Origin of the sequence: Paenibacillus sp. PL2-23 (genome assembly GCF_040834005.1) — a bacterium.
Taxonomy (GTDB): Bacteria; Bacillota; Bacilli; order Paenibacillales; family Paenibacillaceae; genus Pristimantibacillus.
In genome coordinates this window covers 2,031,647-2,048,998 of record NZ_CP162129.1, presented here as the reverse complement: position 1 = coordinate 2,048,998, position 17,352 = coordinate 2,031,647, and the positions used below count along the sequence as shown (strand labels likewise).

The 17,352-nt window shown below is 49.1% G+C and carries 8 protein-coding genes; all 8 read right to left on the bottom strand.

The features are described 5' to 3' along the window. Nucleotides 1–28: 28 nt before the first annotated feature. The 8 genes from dxr to AB1S56_RS08520 all read right to left on the bottom strand — a co-directional run bounded on the left by dxr (nucleotide 29) and on the right by AB1S56_RS08520 (nucleotide 17,303). Nucleotides 29–1,228 (bottom strand): 1-deoxy-D-xylulose-5-phosphate reductoisomerase, encoded by a 1,200-nt coding sequence (dxr, locus tag AB1S56_RS08555; RefSeq protein ID WP_340872809.1) that lies wholly within the window; start codon nucleotides 1,226–1,228, stop codon nucleotides 29–31. Nucleotides 1,229–1,520: 292 nt separating this feature from the next. Further along, the gene (locus AB1S56_RS08550) at nucleotides 1,521–2,117 is read right to left on the bottom strand and encodes an asparagine synthase C-terminal domain-containing protein (protein ID WP_340872837.1); all 597 of its coding nucleotides are present in this window, start codon (nucleotides 2,115–2,117) and stop codon (nucleotides 1,521–1,523) included. Beyond that, nucleotides 2,114–2,668 (bottom strand): asparagine synthase C-terminal domain-containing protein, encoded by a 555-nt coding sequence (locus tag AB1S56_RS08545; RefSeq protein WP_367903468.1) that lies wholly within the window; start codon nucleotides 2,666–2,668, stop codon nucleotides 2,114–2,116. The genes AB1S56_RS08550 and AB1S56_RS08545 overlap by 4 nt, the downstream gene beginning before the upstream one ends. A 40-nt stretch (nucleotides 2,669–2,708) precedes the next feature. Next, a complete protein-coding gene (locus AB1S56_RS08540) occupies nucleotides 2,709–5,975 on the bottom strand; it encodes an S-layer homology domain-containing protein (RefSeq protein WP_340872811.1) in 3,267 nt (1,088 codons plus the stop codon). 250 nt (nucleotides 5,976–6,225) lie between these two features. Next, nucleotides 6,226–7,953, bottom strand: a complete 1,728-nt coding sequence (locus AB1S56_RS08535; RefSeq protein WP_340872812.1) for an S-layer homology domain-containing protein — start codon at nucleotides 7,951–7,953, stop codon at nucleotides 6,226–6,228. A gap of 16 nt (nucleotides 7,954–7,969) precedes the next feature. After that, nucleotides 7,970–12,814 (bottom strand): sugar-binding protein, encoded by a 4,845-nt coding sequence (locus AB1S56_RS08530; protein ID WP_340872813.1) that lies wholly within the window; start codon nucleotides 12,812–12,814, stop codon nucleotides 7,970–7,972. Nucleotides 12,815–13,087: 273 nt separating this feature from the next. Further along, the gene (locus AB1S56_RS08525) at nucleotides 13,088–14,521 is read right to left on the bottom strand and encodes a sulfatase (protein ID WP_340872814.1); all 1,434 of its coding nucleotides are present in this window, start codon (nucleotides 14,519–14,521) and stop codon (nucleotides 13,088–13,090) included. A 106-nt stretch (nucleotides 14,522–14,627) separates the two neighbouring features. Next, a complete protein-coding gene (locus AB1S56_RS08520) occupies nucleotides 14,628–17,303 on the bottom strand; it encodes a hypothetical protein (protein ID WP_340872815.1) in 2,676 nt (891 codons plus the stop codon). Nucleotides 17,304–17,352 lie beyond the last annotated feature (49 nt).

Below are 17,352 nucleotides of genomic sequence, written 5' to 3'. Positions count from 1 at the left end.
TCCTCCTCGTATCTCAAGCCTTTTTTTATTAACGGAGCCTACTATTGATCAACTCATTAGCTGAAACCCGTGCTAGCGCTTCGAATTCAAGTACATCCTCCAAAGTAAGGATATTCACAGTGGGCGTGGATTTCTGAACGACCTGTTCAACTACATCGAAAATACCGAGGAAAGGTAACCGACCGGACACGAAAGCCTCGACACACACCTCGTTAGCCGCGTTATAAATGGCAGGAGCAGCCCCCCCCAGTTCGCCAACATGGCGAGCAAGACTCACCATTGAGCCCATTTCTTTATCCAATGGCTGTAGGGACCAGCTATGTGACGATAACCAATCTACACCAGGAACTACATGAGGAATTCTCTCAGGCCATTTAAGACCGAGAGCGATGGGCAACCTCATATCAGGAGGACTCACTTGTGCAATTGTAGACCCATCAATGAATTCTACCATTGAGTGAATGAAAGCCTCAGGGTGTACAACAACCTCGATATTTGCATAGGGAATGCCAAATAACAAGTGTGCCTCAATCACTTCTAGCCCCTTATTAACCATGGTCGCGGAATTGATACTGATCACTGGCCCCATTGACCACTTAGGGTGAGCGAGAGCCTGCACAATAGTAACGTTTTTTAGTTCGGCACGTCTCATCCCGCGGAAAGGTCCTCCCGTTGCGGTGATAATGAGTCTTTTCACCTCTGATTCTTTTCCGCCACGAAGTGCTTGAGCCAAAGCGGAATGTTCCGAGTCTACAGGTATTATCTGGCCGGGGCGAGCTTCTCGTGTGACGAGTTCGCCTCCTATAATAAGTGATTCCTTGTTGGCCAGAGCGAGCAAGTTTCCTGAACGCAAGGTAGCTAAGGTCGCTTTCAGGCCTACTGCTCCAGTAATACTGTTTAGCACCACATCACATGACATCTTAGCAAGCTCTTCAATTGCCTGGTTTCCAGATAAGTATTGCGGACTTGAAAATTCACCTGTTCGAAGGCCTTGTGCAGCTAAAACATCGCGTACAGCAGCGTGTATTTCTGGTAATGACTCCTCTTTGGCAATGGCCACTACCTCTGGCTGAAACTCTACGATTTGCTTAGCCAATATATCGATTTGACCGCCACCTGCTCCAATCCCTAGAATACGAAATTCACCGGGATGCTCACGAACCACGGCCAAGGCTTGTTGACCAACTGAACCTGTAGAACCCAAAATCACTATCTGTCGAGTATCCATCTCAACTACCCTCTTTCTATTAAATTACCTGTTGGCATCTATTTCTCTGACATTATTTTCACAACTCTGTAATACCAAAAAATCCCATGAAGTTCGCTACATGAGTAACTGTCCTCATTGGCTACTGGAATATAACGTACTGAATTTCAAGCAAGCTCAATAACTCTATCAAAAAAGTTTTGAACTTGCTTATCATATCAATGCTAGTAGAGATTAGCAGATTGAGAAACGTTCTCCGTTGATCGAGATAATCCCTTCTACTTCGCCAAAACGTGGACGATTGCCATCTTTATTAAAGTTCTATCTCAACCTTATACTTATCGAGCCACATATTGAGCCATAAGCACATCTCAAGACTTCCTCGTGAATAAGGAAGACTGACGCCTGAGGAATTTCTCTGTAATTCATTTTTCACTTTGTCTTTATCAAGAAGAGGCCAAATTGGTGCATTCCGGTCCTCAAGTACCTGCTGCAACATATGACGAAGCCCCGATTCGTATTGCGATTCCTGAACGGCTGGGTAAGGGTTCTTGTTCCGTTGTAGAATTGAGTCAGGCAGTATATTTTTCATTGCAGCACGTAGAAGGCTCTTTTCTCGCCCATCAAACGACTTCATATTCCAAGGAACATTAAAAACGTATTCAACTAGTTGATGATCCAAGAAAGGTACTCGTACTTCAAGGCCATGAGCCATGCTCATACGATCTAACCGATCAAGCAGGGTCTGCAAGAAGCGGGTCAAATTCAAGTAGCTCACAGTTCTCATACGCAAATTTTCGTCTGATTCACCATTCAACCTAGGAGCTTCGGCTAAAGCTTCTAAAAAACTCTGCTTTCTTGCATTGTCAAGGTCTAGGTGAGCGAGGAAGCTACGATTGAAGAGCTTCAGTCCGCAAAATAGCGGTTAGAACCAGATGTGAGCCAAGGGAATGTTTCACATTGAGTTGCGTTCGGATTGAAAAACCACTGATATCCCCCGAATAACTCGTCGGCACCTTCACCAGACAGAGCTACAGTTGAATATTTCTTTATTTCTCGACAGAGCAAATTCAAAGATGGCCACATGTCACCCCAATAGCACGGAGGCAAATCAATGGCATTAAGTACGCCGCTCCGCACCTCAGGAGACAGAAGTTCTTTTCCGCTTAAAAGGATCTCATAATGATCTGTACCCACAAATTGTGACAATTCACGTGCAAAGGGCGAATCGGGGGCTTCGCGAACAGCATCACGAATAAATCCATCACTAGAAGTTCGAAAGTCGACCGAGAAAGACTGCAACAGTCCTGGCCTCTTTTCAGCTGCTGCCAGCGCAGTAATCGCGGATGAGTCAAGCCCACCAGACAACAAGGTGCAAAGAGGCACGTCACTAGTCAATTGATTACTTACTGCTTGTCTTAAATAGACCGATTTCTCTAAACCACTTATTTGGCATTGCATATTGGGCATAGGTGGAATGTGAACTGAGAGACAATGCTTCCTATTGATTGTTCATGTTATAAATCAATACTGCTGACTCTGCCCGTGTCGCATACCCGAGGGGATTAATATCCGTTCCATTACCAGACACTATCCCGTTTTTTGTCAGGGTCGCAATGCTTTCTTTCGCGTAGCTTGCGATAGTCTCATAATCAGCATAGCTTTCTAGTTCTGAAGCGGTTCCGCTGATCAATCCCTTATTCGCTGCCTTCATGCCTTTAAAGACGAGCGTCATCATTTCCTGCCTTGTTATAAACGCTTCTGGATCAAACAAGTTGTCTCCCTTGCCCTCTGTAATACCCAACGATCTTGCGGTTCCTATAGCTTCATAGTAGTAGCTCGACAGGCTTACATCTGAGAAGTTGTCGATTGCATCTCCACTCAAATCAAGCGTCTTCATAAGCAACAGCATAAAATCGCCTCTTTTTATACTGGCTGCAGGAGCAAAGCTTGAATCGCTGATTCCTTGGACGATCCCTTTTGAGGCGTTCACTTCTATTGCTTTTCGAGCCCATTCATGTCCCGTCAAATCTTGAAAGGTCTTTTGTACAAATGCTACGGCATAGGTACTGAAATGAGTGGTTGTAAAATCAACGCTTCCCGATTCTGAATTAAACTTCCCATTCGGAATTGGTGTTATTTGGCCTGAGCGGTCTATATACCAGATCACAATATGTTCAGGATATTTGCGTTCTTTTTCTGTAGGTGCATAAGGGATCGATATACGAACAGGAGCTTCTTTATTCTTCCATTCTATGATTTCTCCATCAGCCTTCATATGGAATTCAAGGACAGGCTTGTCACCTAGTTGCTCCCTAAAAGCATGGTTGAGCTTGCTTGCGTCTACCGAAGCTATAGATATGGAAATATTCTTAGATCCTTCTATGCTCCAATGGCTTAACATGTTTGTCGGAACGGTTACAGTACCTATATCCGCAATGATTTCAATTTTCTTGTCGTCACCGGCTTTTAAGTCACTCGCTGTCAAGTTAACTTCATAAGAAACGGCTCCCATGACCTTTGGAATTTCGACAACGGCTAAATTGGAGGTCTCTAATACCTTTTTCAGTTTTTCAGAAGTTATCTTCACTTCTGCGGTACCTGTGTTAGGGTTCAACTGAGGAGCCGTAATCTCTACTTTCAAAGGATGATCATTTGAAGGAATCGTACCGCTGCTATTCCCTCCTCCGCTACCGTTGCCCTCATGACCGCCGACGGGATAGCTCACTGTTATTGAATGTTCTGCATATTTGGTTGTGTCTGCATTGCTTGTTGCTCTTATAATGGCTGTACCAGCCTTCAACGCCGTTACTAAACCATTATTATCTACCGTGACTACACCTTCCGGATCACTATTGCTTACAGACCACATGACTGACTTGTCTGTCGCTACGTCCGGTGCTATAGTTGCTGTTAACGATTCGCTGCTGCCTACAACCAAGCTGCTTGTTGTTTTGTTGAGTGTTACTGTAATGTTCGGAATTAGAGCATCAAGCGCATGTTGTAATGCTTCCGTTGCTGAATTCGTGTCAATCTCTGTTGATTCCGTGCTGTAATACACTTCTCGGGCATGATTGTATACTGCCTGCATTGCAGACCATGAGCTTTGTGTGTAATTAGATTCCATTAGAGCTTTCACAACATTCATTTTGGTTTCAAGCTCTGTCTTATCTACACTTACTTCAAAATGAACCTCATTATTAAATTTGTTATCTAATGGTTCGAAATTACCTATCGTTTCCATATTCTCTTTTGTCATGTACATGCCGTTAACTTTTACATTATCGAATCGAATATTTTGAACCTCTCCCATCCCCGTTGATGATGCATCTGTCGAACCTTTAATATAGTTTTTAATAGTTGGATTGCGCCAGCTATGAATATCAACATTCCGAATCGTTATATTTTTGAAGGCTTGATTTTGCGGTATTCCGAGAGATATGAATCGGATAGTCGGGCCTTCGACTCGAATACCGTCAAAAGTGATATTTTCTATGGCGTATACCTTGTCATCCTTGTTGCCCCGCGGCCTATAATTGATTACACCTAAATTCTGATTGGCATTAAATCCGTCAAAAAACAAAACATCGATATTTGAAACGTTGACATTTGCGACATCCTTATGGAACCATCCGAACTGAAACACGGCCCCATTGACCATTTGACCAATGACTGAATCCTTCAATGTCGATCCACCAAAATAAAACTTTACGGTGTCATCATTACCGCTCAAATAAACATTCTCTATTAAAGCATCTTGAGGCACATTGATCCCATCGTTGTTGAAGCGCCAATTAGCGATTACTTTAAAGTTTGCGCCATTATAGCGAGCATTGTAGCCTCTCAAAGAGAAATGCACACCATCAGACATTGTAATACCCTCAACATAACCGTTTTCGGTACCTGCATTGAACTCAAGCAAATTCATCTGATGATACAGCAATGTCTCGCCTGAAATAACTCCTCGTCCGTTGACAACGACATTGTTGTGATTAATTAGAAATCCGCCAAAAACAACAGCGCCTCCTTCTATATAAATCTGCTCGATATGAGAAGGCACTATCCAAGCCTTATGGGAGCCCGTTCTATCTTCGATTGTCGTCCCTGTATTAATAGGACCATAGCTCTCAATATCATACACTCCCGGTTCAAAGAAAAGGACCTTGTGGGTTTCGTTCAGCCCCTCTAGAGCTCCTCCGGACGATTTTGCTACAAATACGTCTCCATTTGTTTTCTCAGGTACAATATCTGGTTCTTCCAACGGGTCAGCGAATACAAACATACGATCAATTAATTCGCCATCGAATTCAACAAAGGCCTTTTGAGTAGATTTAATTTCAAATCTCACACTCTGTCGATCCTCGCTGATTATACCTTCTATGCCATATTTTGAAGGCAATATGCGAACGCTTTCAATTGGTTTTCCATCTAATTTTTGAACCTCTACAGTAGCCGTACCTTCTAGAGAGAAAGTCGTCCAGTTTTGAGTAGTTCCCGCTGCTCGATAGATTTCCGCGCCATCATTTTTGTTGCCGCTCTTCGGATCGTTGGGGTCAAATACTGGAGGCTCTGAGAAGTATACAAACGAAGCCTCTCTCCTGTTGCTTTGTTCGACAAATACTTTGTATTTGGGGGATTCCTTTACTCCATCACCTGGGGCTGGATAGATGACTAATGATTCATTAGCACTTGCTTGTGCTGGGTGTACTGGAATCAGACCCGTAACTACCATTGCCAAGATTACAATACAGGTTAATACATGTTTCATCGTTTAGATTCTCCTTTACTGTATTCTCTGTTTTATTCTTACCTCATTAAGCATAACAATCAAAGTCTATCTTTTTTTTCACTATTCCATTATTTGTTATCGTTTCGCATGATTCCAGCTTCCTCTCCACATAACCACCCAACCACGACCCGTGCGCTTGATGCGCAACAAGGCATCCAATGACAACGTCACTGGATGCCCAAAAATTTTTTTAAAGCCAGTAACTTCAAAATACTGAGAACAGGACTATCTAGCTCCTCAATAACCGATACACGAATTGGGCCAACTCCGCGCGGCTGGACAGGCCTTGCGGCTTCACATTCTGGCCGTCACCCGTTACGACTCCCGCAGCAGCGAGGTAGGTGACGGCTTCCTCCGCCCAAGGCGCAAGGGCATAATCGTCCTTGAACTTTAATGGGCCATCATCTTGCAAGGCTGGCAGCTCTTCCAGCTGCTGCAGCATACGGTAAGCCAGAGTGAACATCTCCTGGCGACTGATGGGCTTTTCCGGCGCAAAGCGGTTATGTCCTACACCGTCGGACAGCTGGAGCTGCTTGGCGCTGGCTAGATATCCCGAATACCATGTATTGCCAGCGTCTTCGAAGTTGTCGCCGCTTCCTCTTGGCATAATGCCATATGCGTCTAAGAGCAGCTTGATGAATTGTCCTCGCGTCACCGTTGCATAGGGCGCAAATCGCTGCTCGCCTACGCCATCCGTAATGCCTCTAGCTCCCAGGAACGCTGCTGCGTCGTGGAACCAATCCCCCTCGGACACATCCAGAAACTGAATGTCCACATACCCCATCTTGATCGGAGACATATTCGATAAGAGCAGCCAGAAGCTTCCGGCTTCATCGAGGTAATGACCTTTTACGAGCCTCCATTGTCCCGCCTCATCCAGCACGTATGCGACTATTTTGGAGGGATGCTCGTTGTCAGTGCGTTCATAGGAAAGCATAACCGTCATCTCCCCTCCCATTAAAGAGGTAATAGCACCGCTGTCGGATGTCATCTCGAATCCATAAGCCGGCCAGCCTTTGGCATCTATCCGCCCGCTATCATGCACAAGTGCATCTAGGACGCTTCTTGAAGCGATTTGCTCCAATTGAAGCCTCAGGTCCCCGCTGGCCTGCTTGGAGATGGAGTGCCATGCTTCATGGTCCAAGGCTATCTGGCCAAGCGGCGTAGCCAATAGGACTTGAATCCCCTGAAGACTCACAAGCTCCTCCAGAATGCCGGTATGCAAGGTAACGACTGCCTTCTTCACCATCTCTTCTGCACTCACAACGGCTTCGATCCTAACGGTAATCTTGCTGGACGCATGACTTGTCAGAGCCAGCTTCTTCGCCTCATCTATCAGCCTTCGCATATCCGACAACGTGATAACTGTCTCGACAGTGCCGTTGTGAGCCCTAACATGCTGCACCAGATGGACCGTTCTGCTGGCTTCGTCGACCTCAATGACCGACTCTCCCTTCAAGATAGGCATATTGACAGGCGATGTGGTGCTCATAATGTCGATTCTCCCGGAGCTAGTCTGAATAGGTGCCGGCTTCGCAACATCGTAATAAGCCTCAACCGTCTCAATTGTGACTCGCGCAGGACCAGCCTTCGCCTGGGCTCGAATGCCAAATGATAGAGTTGCGATTACGGCATCCTGATTCGTCAGAAAGCCTTTGGTGCTGACGGCTCCTATGTGCACAGTGCCCTGATCAGGCTCGACCTTGCTCGCATACAGCCAGCCGGCTCCCACATCGCCTCCCTGCCTAACATTGCTCTCATTCAGCTCCAGCAAGAAAGGGTCATAGCGCAGCTTGAATCGCAGGGTCTTGAGCTGTGCCGGCTCTCGGAGGAGCACTTGTACAATCGCCTCTTCTCCCGGCTTCCCGGATGCAGACTGCACAACAAGCAGGGGCTGCTCCATCGATAACGCTTGTACCGGAACTAGGGGACTAATGGCCAGCATCACGACGGTCATCCATAACCATAGCTTCCTAATCAATTAGACCAACGCTTTTTTTGAGAATTTTGAGCACATCCGAAGTGGTCAGCACACCATCGCCATCGTAATCGGCTGCCTTGGCCTGCTCGGCCGTTAATGTCTCCAGATTTGTCAGATGCCTCATCAGCTTCAGCGCATCCAATCCGTCAATTCGGCCATCATCATTCACATCCCCGAAGACAATCCGCTCATCAATGGTAATGACCGCGGCTTGAGCGGTGATGGAATATGGCGCCCCCAGAGTGGTATGGGCTTCAATGCCATCCAGCAGAATGGACATGGTTGCCGACTCTTCGCCAGCCAATGGCTTCGCTGTAAATTCAAGCTCCGCAATGAGCTCCGATGCGGACGTTATTCCCGCTTCATTGATACCATCAAATACGATAAGGCCTGGTGTCTCAGCGTTGTATTCGACCAGTGGGAGTATGTCCTTGAATGTAATCTGCTTGAACGTGAGCCTATTGGGATCGTAATGAATAACCGCCTTCAGCCGTCCCAAGCCGTCTGTATGGCGAAGCGTCAGCGGAAGCACAAAGCTTTGCCCTTCCGTAATGGTCATATCCTCCGCTCCAATGACCGGATCAGAGCCTGAGCCCGCTTCATCCGCCAGCGTCAGCTCGCCCCAGACGCGCGGGGTTTTGTCAGACAGGTTCTGCTCGCCGGACCAGCCGCTTATCGAAACCCGATTGCCCGTGCCCCCTGTGCTGTTCGCCTGTCCGTCAAATCCGATCACATGTCCGGCCTGATGGGGCAGCAGGAAAGGAATTTTCATCTCCACCGTGTAGCTGGTAGCGTCGGCAGCCGCAGCTGTGTGAACCTGCTCCAGTCCGACAGTGTCGAAAGCTTGGCGCTTGTTCGTATAGGAAACGATAAGATGCCTGTCGTTATCGTCGTAAGCGGGCGCTTTGGCGTTATCCTCATCGACGAACACCTCTATGGAATCATTCTCCCATATATTAGGGTTATCCGCATTTAATCCAGCAGCTGCTTGTACTTGAGCCAGCACATACAGGTAGCCCTCGTCCCACATCATCCGATATTCTGCCGCTGTCAGCCCTTCACCCATGCGCAGCTTATCCGTCTTGATGACAGGAGCAGCGTCCCAAAGGTCATCCTTCACACCATCAACAACGGGACTTCCCTTCACCGCAGTCGCTTGATAAGGAGAAGGCTCATATACGGGATCGCCTGGATCCGGCAGACTGCCATCGAAGGAATAATAGTTGGAGCGTTCTGTTGATCCATTAATGGTTATTGCTCCTGTAGACTTGACCGTTCCGTAGACGCCGGTAATAATATTGGCATCCACAATGTTCATATTAAGCTTTGCGTTCGGCGAGTTGATTCGGAATAGCTGCGCTCCTGGAGCATTCACGTACAGCCCGTCAATTGTCAAATTGCGGGTTTTGGCCGTCGTGCCGTGAACCCAGCTGAACACGCCAAGATTATAGGTCTCGCTTGGGCTTTTCCCTACCACCTTCAGGTCTTTAATAGAGGCATTGACGACCTGATTCTCATCATCGTTCCAGCCAAGCTGTATCGGCGCTCCATTATGAAGCATCTCAATCTCCACATTCTCAATCGTCATATTCCGATACAGCTTAATGGCGTCGTCACCTGTGCTGATAAAGCTGTTACGAATAGAGGAGCCGTCCGTACCAACAAACCCGTCGCCATTGTTCTGATCGCCCCCGCGGTCATCAATCATCTGAACATGATCGACGTGGATGACGGTGCCTGAGCCATAACCCGAAATATGGTAGCCCTTCGGATTAAGCGACTTCAAATTTTTGACGTGCAAGGTGCCGTTGCCGCGCATCTCAATCGCATTCAGCTGCCATGGATTAAGCCCCCGATTCTGAGAGTATCGCTGCTCCGGCGTTCCATAGATAACGGAGGTATCCCAGCTCTCCCCTTCAATCGTAGCGCTGGAGCTGAAGAGGAAGCCGCCTGTTACCGTAACATTGGATGCAATAAACACCTTCTTCACCGCCGACGGCACTTGATAGAAGAAGCCGTCAATTGTACCGCTCTTGGTGAAGGTTAACGTTCCGCTTGCGGCATCCCACAAGGAGCCGCCTTGGGTATATCGCAGCCCCGGGGCTGTTTCCTCGAATGCTGGAGGCGGCGTGCCCCCATTCTTTTTCATCAGAACGATATCGTCAATGTACAGAGGCTTGCCGCCTTTACCGTCCAGATGGACCACAATGGTGGCCTGATTATTCGTTACTGGGATTGAGTCAATGCTCACCTTGTGCTGATTGTTAAGCTGATCGGTTAGAGCTACCTGCTTCAGCTCTCCGCCATAATCCTTCACGCCGGCGTATGCCGAATTCCGCTCCCATCCGGAGTACCACATTTCGAAATAATAATCTCCGTTAGGAATATTGCTGATCGTCTGCGTGACCGTCGTTACGTACGGATTGCTGCTGTAGAAGTTGCCATAGGCTTGCCCGGAGTGGGAGTAATTCCCGTATTGACCGTTAGCCTGCGCATAAAAGGCTGCATCCCCTGTGACCGTCCAGCCAGTCGGCGGCTTCTTGTAGCCGCCATCCCCCTCGAAGCCTCCATTGATGACAACATTATGGGAAAGCAGCGGGCTTTCCGTCACTTGGAAGGTAATACTGTTCGTTGCAGCTGTCGCCCCGTTCAACGTAACTGCTGCGGATAGGACGGCGCTCCCCGCCTTCAGAGCCTGTGCTGTTCCCGACGTTGAAACGCTTACAACATCGGGAGCAGAAGAGGAATAGACGACCGTTGCCTGCGATATAGGCGCATTGGACTGATCCGTCAGCTTGCCGCTGACCGTTAGCTTGGCGGTATTCTGCCCAGCATCTCCCGCTACCAGCACATGTTTATCTGCGCTAAGCTGTGCTGAAGCAATCGGCAGCAGCACCGGAGGTACGGCATCATGCGCGTATTGAACATTCGTTACATTGGTTAATGTAAGCTGGCCCGATGCGGCGTCCGTAACGGGAACACCCTTCAGCGTTACGTTTTTGAACACAACGTCGTTAATCGGAATGGCGCTGCTGTAGCCTGTCATTTTGCCCGGCTTGCTATCCAGAATTGTAATGTTCTCGAAGGTTATATCCTGTACGGAGCCTCTAGACTTGGCCCTGTAATCCACCCAATAGGTGCCTACACCCAGGTCCTCAATAATAATGTCCTTATAATGAATATTTTTCACCTTCGCGATGTCCTTGGTCATCTCCAGAGGGAAGACGGCATCAATGGACAGCTTGGAGCCGTAACGATAGACGACATTATCGTGAATATGAATATTCTCGATACGATTAACGCCCCAGCCCAGCGTATACACGCCGCCGTTGCGGTTCACCCAATGTATATTGTTGCGAATCTCGCCATTTCGGCAAGCTCCGTTCAACGAAAAATTGTCGTCATTGGATTGTAGGAAGTTATTTTCAATAAGAAAGCCGTCTGGTCCGATCTGAATGCCGTCTGTATTGTAGTGCCATTGCCCGATTTGCTTCACATTGCGAACGGTTAATTGCCTGACGTTCTTCTTCTCATCGTCATGCGAGAAGGCGCGAATGGTCCAGCCTGGCGAGTTGGTGAAGGTGATGCCTTCAACCGTAATGTTCTCGACATCCACCGTTTTGGAATCCGCTACGAAGCTGCTGAAATCCTCATCATGAGGATACGCTCCGCCATATATTATGCCGCGTCCGTATATCTTCACGTTGCTTCGGTCATTGGCATTGAAGGCTCCCACAACGACGGCTCCTTCAGCAATATATACCGTGTCGCCGCTCTGCAGCTTGCCCCGCGCTCCAGGCTCGCTCCAATGCCCGATGACATGAACGCCAGGACCGTAATATTGAGCTACTGCGGATGGCTGGGGTGCCTGCTCAACGGGATTCGCGCAGATGACCAGCGCCTTGTCATAATTCTCCCCGAGCGTCAGCACAACTTGCTTGGTCGGCTCCAGCATGAAGGTAATCATGCCGTCACTTGTTAATTCACTGTCGATATCATAGGAATATGGCCGGAGCTGATATTCGAAGACGGGAGCTTTGGGGTATATTTTCACCTCAGCAGGTCCGCTCGTATCGAAGTTGATGAATGACATGCTGTTATACCTGGCGTTGCCGCCCGCATTATTTAAGCTTTTGTACACAAACTTCTCTTCTCCGTTAATGAAGACGCGATAATCATCCGACATCTTTAAGTATTGCAGGCTGGAGAGATCAGGACCTGAGGCTTGTCCCCCCGGCGCAGCCGGACGTTGAGCGGCCAGATAGGTTGTCCCCTTGTAGAACGTGGAATCGTCTACGTAGAAGTCCTTTGTGCTGTTTTTCGTAAAGATTTTCAGCTTGATGTCACCCATGTACTCTGAAAATTCCAGCGGCACAGTGCCTGTCACATAGGTCCAGCTATTGCCTACCTCGCCTGTCACCTCGAAGGTACGAATGACATTGTTGTCATTCATATACACCTGCAGGACCGCTGTATCCGTCGCTCCCGCATCCGCCAGCTTCATCCAGGCCCCAACGGTGTATGTCCCTTCATCAGCCGAGAGCACGAGAGGCTTCAGGTTGCCGCCGTAGATGAGACCCTTGCCCGCCTCCGGCCTGCCAGAGACGAATCCCGACTTCAAGCCGGTGTGCTTGTCGGTCGTTTTCATATTGAAGGTCACATTGTCCCCATACCAGCCGCCGCTTGATTCAAAGCCTGGATTGTTTAACAGCTCCGCAGTAAGCGGGCTTGCGGCGGCTGACAGCGGCGGCAGGCTTGGAAACCCCATCCCGCCTACACAGCATGCCAGCACAATGGCCAGCAGTGCCTTCCATCTTGCGTTTCGACCTTTCTTCATCGCAATCGCTCCTTGAATTAGATTTATTCATCCCATCGCTCTACCTTCCCTCCCATGCTGCAAGACCAAATGGCAATGCTCACTCCCTTCATTTAAGTGTGAAATGTTACGTTTCGTATCAATTGTAAAGCGCTTCCACAAACGCGTATAGGCAGAAAAAATAGGAATCGAGGGTGGAACATTTGTTACTGTCCGTCCAATAACGGTTGTATAAAGAAAAAAGCCCGCGAGGCTTCGTTGTGACCAACGTTGCCCCCAGGCTTCTTCAGACCTCTAAAACCTTTGCTTCTCAAACCAGCCTTCCTTGTACGCCTTCCAGGAATGAGATTGGTCTCCTACATATTCATAGCCGTCGAATATATCCCCTTGGCCCATAATACGGGGGTCTCCCGTCTGCTCCAGCTTATCCCTCAGCTCTTCCCACAGCGATTCCTTCAAGGATTGATAGGCCTCCACATCCGCCAGATTCACCATACATTCCGGATCGGCAACGATATCGAACAATTCCTCAGCCGGTCGCTTACCAAATGAAAGAAGGTAATATTCGTCATCGCCCTCCTCATGTTGCTTCAGCAGCAAGGTTTTGGTCGGAGAGCTGTCGACATTAGGATAACCGGTCTCGGGATTGCCAGCTGGCCACAGCTCAGGCTTAAAATTGCGAACATACAAGTAATCCGGTGTTCTTATGCAGCGCACAGGATAAGCCACGTCGCCCTCCGTGCCAAGATCATGCCGCTCCTTGCCCATAAACGCCCGTACGCGAGAAGGATCTACCTGTCCCTCCTTGTCGCTTATTAGCAAGCTCATGAGGCTGTTCCCCGACATTTGGGAGGGCGGAGTTACGCCCCCCGCCTCCAGGAAGGTGGGGGCGAGATCCATAAAGCTGACGAGATCCTGAACCCTCCGGTTTCCAGGCACCTTCTCCCTCCAGCAAATTGCCATTGGGAGGCGGAAGTCCTGCTCGTACATCTGGCCCTTCACACGAGGAAAGGGCATGCCGTTGTCGGAGGTCACCACGATGAGAGTTCGATCCAGCTCACCGCGTTCCTCCAGCAGGTCCAGCATTCTACCCAGCTGTGTGTCGAACCATTCCACTTCCAAGGCGTAATCCAGCCAATCACTTCTAATCGTATCATCATCGGGATAATAGGCGGGCAGCTTAATGTCCTCAAGCCGCTTCCCGGCGCGCAGACCGCTGCCTTGCTCATAATGGCGGTGAGGCTCCAGGCATCCGAACCAGAAGCAGAACGGCTCCGTCCCCGCTCGATCGTCCAGAAAGTCATGGAAGTTCGCGACATAATCAATGGTGCTGATGCCCGTTGTAGGCGGCACGAGCTTCTTCTCATTATATGCCGGACCGGCTGGATTCCGCTTGCGTCCCCCTGACTTCCAATCGCCTGGAGACCAGCCCTTTCCTGTATAGCCGATATGATAGCCCTGCTCCTCCAGAAGGTCCGGATAACAAGCAAATTTGGAAGGAAACTTGCCAAAATGATTGCATGCCTCCTCCATCTGCCAGGTATGCATGCCGGCAAGAATGCTGGCTCTCGAAGGCGCGCATTTCGGATTGGTGGTAAAGGCGTTCTGGAACAGAACACCTTCCTTCGCTACCCGGTCGAATGCCGGTGTCGATACAAAATCATGGCCATACGCTCCCATATGGGATGCGTCATCTGCAATAACGAACAATATATTAGGCCTGCTCATGACCTTCTCCCTCCCTTGTACATTAGACATTAATACAAGGGATTAGGCTAAGCAACGGTAAACAAATGCTATTGGGAGGTAATTTGTTGCTGCTTCCCTCATTTCTTTACTTGGATACAAGCAGACGATCCATTATAAACGAATTCCCGCTTTGCGGCGCGTCCTCCCACAAGTAGAAGCTGATGGACTTGATTTGGGCCGTCGACAATCCGTTTGTCGCTCCCCAATAGCCGTCAGCCCCAGACGTTTGGGCAGGCGAGGCGCCGAAGCTGCCGAGCGTAATGGTGCGAGAAGCATTGGCATTTACGGTAAAATAAAACGTTCTCAGCTGTCCATTATTATCCAGCACGTTGCATCGGAGCTGTATCGGCAATGCGGTTGGGTTGGTCACATCTGCCGTGATGGATGGCGCAGCTCCCAGATTCCATGGCGAAGCAGGTTTGAACTCTACTCCGGCATACACCGTATCGAGAGTGCCTACATTGACCTTCATAGCGCGAACACCATCGGTTGCGCCCTGTGACACATATTGAATAGTCGCTTGATTATAAGCGCTGATCAGGGATAGATTCTCCGAGGTTTCGAAGGATATCTTCGTATTCCCTGTGCTGCCGAATCTTGTGGCATAGGCTTGAGCGTGAACCGTTTTAGCGGCTTGGACAAGAGGAGCATACGGAACATCGGCCACATCCACAAAGCCCAGATTGTAATTTTCGCCGTCCCAATGACGGCCAAGCAGCGGCTCATCCACATATTGGAACCAATGCGCGCCGACAAAATAAGGATTCTGCAAGGCGGCATTCATATAATTCGTAAATTTGGACGCCCGATCCTGCTGGCTTGACGCGGCGGATTCCGAGTTCGGACCCGTTCCGAACATACCTCTATCATTGGATCCGAAGGCAAACTCTCCTACAATAGCAGGCTTGTTCAGCGCAGCGATATCCATCCAGCTATGACCGTTAACAGACTCCTTATAGACGTTGTAGCTCACCACATCCACATATTCAGCGGCGGCCTCTTGAACCTCCTTGCTAATGCCCCATTCCGCAAACCTGGAGCCCAGATACAGAGTATTGGGCAGTGCTTGTGTCAAGGCGGCATCTACGATACTGAAATATTTTTTTGCCAGAAGCTTCAGCATCGCTGAATAGTCGGGAAGCATGCCGTTTGAGATTTGCGCCGGCTTGAACGGCGCGTCTATTGCTGAGAAGGAAGCGAATGAAGTGCCCCACTGGGCGTTTAATGCTGCAATGTTGTTGCTGTATTTGGTCTTCAGATGGGCGATCATGGCACGTTTGGCATAGCTTTTGCTGTCAGCAGCATTCATGGCTAACAGGTTGCTGATAAGCAAATATTTGCTCTGTGTAGTAGCAGGACTGCCCCAAGGGATTTCATTATCTACATAAATGCCGATAAGCCATGGGTCCTGCGCGACGCCATACGCAACAATCTGATTCTGCACCATATCGTTGACACTGACCGTGAACTGCGGATCGTACGGGTCGGCAACCCCTCCCCACTCCCCGCTTGGAATGGTAGTGTGGGTTCCCCAACTCGTCCAGCCATTGGCCACATACGCCAGCTTGTGCTGGGAGCCCTTGCCGAAGAACAGCGTTGGCTCCGACCAATTGCCAAGCGAGTTGAAGCCCCAATTTTTGAAGCGGGCCACGGATACATCCTTCCACTTATTGATATAATCGGTTCCGTATTTGCGTTCCAGGTTCGCGGAATAGTGATTGAACAGCCAGCCCTCGGTTTGTCCCAGCGGCGGGCTGCCTACTGTCGTTGTATAACGGAAGTGCTCGCCGAGTGAGCTGTTTTTGGCCGGAAGGTCCTTGAACATCGCATCCCGTCCCGAGATCCAGGTGTGCATATCATCCAAGCGGACGACGTCCACACCAGTCGAGAAGAATAAGTACCCTTCAGGATCAACCAATGTCCACTTGCCCCCATATTGAGCAACCCTGAATCGACCTGTCGCTTGCAGCTTGGGACCGTTCTTCCACCCTCCGTATTGGCTTGTAGCAATGGGCTGTGAACCGTTAAGCGCAAGCGCCTCCTCTGCTTTATCGTTCAAGAGATCCTGGTCACTGTTGATCTTCTCGCTCCAGCTTGCCCCTGAATACTGACCATACTTATCGACAATGCCGTTCAAGTAGCTTAGATTCGAATTGGGATCCTGGATCACTCTCAAATTGTCAATGACCAAGGCTGTAGCAGTGCTGGGATACATCTGAAAAAATTGCAAGGACACAACATTGGCGGGATCAATGGACTTATCTCCCCATGCATATCCCATCTGTAAGCCGGCAGGATTAGGCGGCAGGAAGCGCATGCCCAAATCCAGCACCGCGGAGTTGAGACTCAGAAAATATTGGTTAGTCGTCCCGGCCTTCGCTACCGCCTGACTAACGATAGAATCCTTCACGCCGTCGGCTTGGGCGCTGTCATCCACACGCAGGTAGAATGTAATATCCTTATTACTTGCATTCGTCAGCTCGAAGGCAATCGCATTGCCGGAGCCTACACTCCATGGCGTGGCGGGCGCAAACTTCACGGAGGGGAAGTCCGCAACGGCGTAGTTGACCTTGAGCGCCTTAGACCCTGTCGTATTCGTTACAATCTGAAGTGTAGCGTTCGAGCCTGTTACATAAGAGGGGATTACGCCATTATCGAAGTTCAAAGTAGGGAACGGGGTGGCTGCGTTGGCTGTGCCAGGCTGTCCCGCCAGCCCGGCAATCATAGCCAAGGTAAGCAGGCCTGCAAATAGTCGCTTCAAATTTTATTACCTCCCAAATTCAAATTCATGTGATATGGTTTGCCCGTTA

Excerpts from the sequence above, each read along its gene's own strand:
- dxr (WP_340872809.1), bottom strand. The coding sequence starts at position 1,228 with ATGGATACTCGACAGATAGTGATTTTGGGTTCTACAGGTTCAGTTGGT.
- AB1S56_RS08525 (WP_340872814.1), bottom strand. The coding sequence starts at position 14,521 with ATGAGCAGGCCTAATATATTGTTCGTTATTGCAGATGACGCATCCCAT.
- AB1S56_RS08540 (WP_340872811.1), bottom strand. The coding sequence starts at position 5,975 with ATGAAACATGTATTAACCTGTATTGTAATCTTGGCAATGGTAGTTACG.
- AB1S56_RS08535 (WP_340872812.1), bottom strand. The coding sequence starts at position 7,953 with ATGACCGTCGTGATGCTGGCCATTAGTCCCCTAGTTCCGGTACAAGCG.
- AB1S56_RS08545 (WP_367903468.1), bottom strand. The coding sequence starts at position 2,668 with ATGCAATGCCAAATAAGTGGTTTAGAGAAATCGGTCTATTTAAGACAA.
- AB1S56_RS08530 (WP_340872813.1), bottom strand. The coding sequence starts at position 12,814 with ATGAAGAAAGGTCGAAACGCAAGATGGAAGGCACTGCTGGCCATTGTG.